Below are 2,370 nucleotides of genomic sequence, written 5' to 3' on the forward strand. Positions count from 1 at the left end.
CGGCGCAAGTCCGAGGCATCGAAGTACCACGGTTTCGTTAGTGATGGCGACCTGGTCATTGTCGAGAGGCCACGCCAGGACGTTGAGGAACTGGCGGCCCTGTGCAAGAAGGTCTACGACGCTGGGTTGCTGGCCAAGATTGGCCTGGACCCGGAACGCACCCATAAGGTCGTGTTCAAAGCACTGATTGATGCAGGCATCCCGGAGGATCTGATCATCGGCATCTCTCAGGGCTGGAAGCTGACCGGTGCGATTGCGGTGGCCGAGCTGGCCTTGAAGGATGGGCAGTTGACGCATGCCGACTCTCCAATGATGGCCTGGTCAGTGGGAAATGCCAAGGTAGTTCCTTCCGGAAATGCTGTGCTCATCACCAAGCAGGCCAGCGGCACGGCCAAGATTGATCCGCTGATGGCCTCGCTGAACGCGATCACGTTGATGGCGACGAACCCTGAGGCAAAGCGCAAATCGGTCTACGAGCGGCGCGGCATCAGGTACTTATAGGGTACGACTCAATGAAAATATTCGATATGTTCCGGCGCAAGCCGGAGGCACAGTCGCGCCCGCAGTCCAGTGCTCAGGGGTTCACCTTTACCGGGCTGGATGACCCGGCGTTTCTGGAATTCATTCGCCTGGGCCAAACAGGTGCGCAGGGCAACATGCTGCGCAACACCGCAGCACTGCGCTGCCTGACCCTTCTTTGCAACGGCCTGGGCATGCTGCCCTTGAACCTCTACCGCGAGGGGAGTGACAAGCAAAAGGCTACTGACCACGCTGGGCACAAGCTGGTGCGCATCAAGCCCAACCCCTACCAGACTCCCATGGAGTTCAAGAGTCAGATGGAGCTTTTGCTGGAGACAGAGGGCAACGCCTATGCGCGTGTCATCCGATCCGGAGGCCGCCCCATTCACCTTATCCCGTTCGAGAAGGGGCGGGTCACGAGCAAGCTTGGTTCGGGTTGGCGGATGCAGTACCAATGCACGACCGAGAACGGTGGCCAGTTGACGTTGGACCAGGACGAAATCCTGCACATCCGCGACCTGTCTCTCGATGGTATCGAGGGACTATCCCGCCGAAAGCTGGCATCTGAGGTCTTTGACCTGGCGGCCGGCGCTCAGCGTGCTGCAGCCAACGTTTTCCGTACAGGGGTCATGGCTGGTGGCGCCATTGAAGTAACGGGTGAGTTGTCCGATCTGGCTTATGAGCGAATGAAGCGCTCTCTCGATGAAGACCACTCAGGCGCCGAGAACATCAACAAATGGATGTTGCTGGAGGAGGGTGCCAAGGCCAACAAGTTCGGATCTACGGCAGCAGATGCGCAGCAGATCGAAAACCGGAACCACCAGATTGAGGAAGTCGCTCGCCTGTATGGCGTGCCCCGACCTCTCTTGATGATGGATGACACCAGTTGGGGCTCTGGCATTGAGCAACTGGGCATCTTCTTCGTGCAGTACACGCTGGCCAGCCGCATGCAGGCTTGGGAAGAAGCCCTGGCCCGTACCCTGTTGACCGACCGAGAGCGGGAATCTCTGTACTTTAAGTTCAACGTGCGAGCCCTGCTGCGCGGCACCCTCAAAGACCAGGCGGACTACTTCGCCAAGGCTCTCGGGTCTGGCGGGCATCAGCCATGGCACACCGGCAATGAAATCCGGGACTTGGCCGAATACCCGGCTGATCCCAATCCGAAGTTCAACACCTTGGGCGAACCCTCGGGGAAGAAAGCAACCAATGAGCCTGAGAAAACTACCTGAGCTAAACGCTGGGGCGCGTGGTCGCATCCAGTCGTTCGTGTCGCCGAGTGCGATGTCGCGTTGGACGCCTGGCATCCAGGCAGCCGCTGGCGAATCGCCTGACAACGTGATCAGCATCCTGGATGTGATCGGCGAGGACTGGTGGACCGGGGAGGGTGTCACAGCCAACCGGATCGCTGGTGCCTTGCGCGCCATTGGCGACCGTGATGTGGTTGTGAACGTGAACAGTCCTGGCGGCGACATGTTCGATGGTGTAGCCATCTACAACCAGCTTCGTATGCACCCGGGTCGGGTCACCGTGAACATCCTGGGTATGGCCGCTAGTGCCGCCTCGGTGATCGCAATGGCGGGAGACGATATCCGTATCGGTCGGCCATCGTTCCTGATGATCCACAACTGTTGGTGTCTCGCCGCCGGTAACCGTCACGACTTCGCCGCCCTGAGCGAGCAGATGGCTCCTTTTGACGCAGCTATGGCTGATGTCTACCAGGAGCGCACTGGGGTGGATCTCAAACGTATCACTTCCCTGATGGACAAGGAAAGCTGGATCGGTGGCTCCGTCGCTGTTGCTGACGGCTGGGCTGACGCCCTATTGGAGGATTCGGCGATCAAGCAGGGCTCC

The 2,370-nt window shown here is 59.4% G+C and carries 2 protein-coding genes and 1 pseudogene; all 3 read left to right on the plus strand.

Features of this window, described 5'->3' with window-relative positions; all coding sequences use genetic code 11:
* Nucleotides 1-501, plus strand: a pseudogene (locus EDF71_RS24815) (terminase large subunit); the annotation flags it as partial.
* 11 nt (nt 502-512) lie between these two features.
* On the plus strand, nt 513-1,748 hold the full coding sequence (locus EDF71_RS24820; protein ID WP_133859187.1) for a phage portal protein: 1,236 nt from the start codon (nt 513-515) through the stop codon (nt 1,746-1,748).
* The coding region (locus EDF71_RS24825) for a head maturation protease, ClpP-related (protein WP_133859188.1) at nt 1,726-2,370 on the plus strand (645 nt) is incomplete at its 3' end. The genes EDF71_RS24820 and EDF71_RS24825, both read left to right, overlap by 23 nt.

The organism is Comamonas sp. JUb58, from assembly GCF_004364775.1.
Lineage (GTDB): Bacteria > Pseudomonadota > Gammaproteobacteria > Burkholderiales > Burkholderiaceae_C > Comamonas.

What these genes read in the sequence shown, in the direction of transcription:
- EDF71_RS24820 (WP_133859187.1), top strand. Translation starts at nt 513, where the DNA reads ATGAAAATATTCGATATGTTCCGGCGCAAGCCGGAGGCACAGTCGCGC.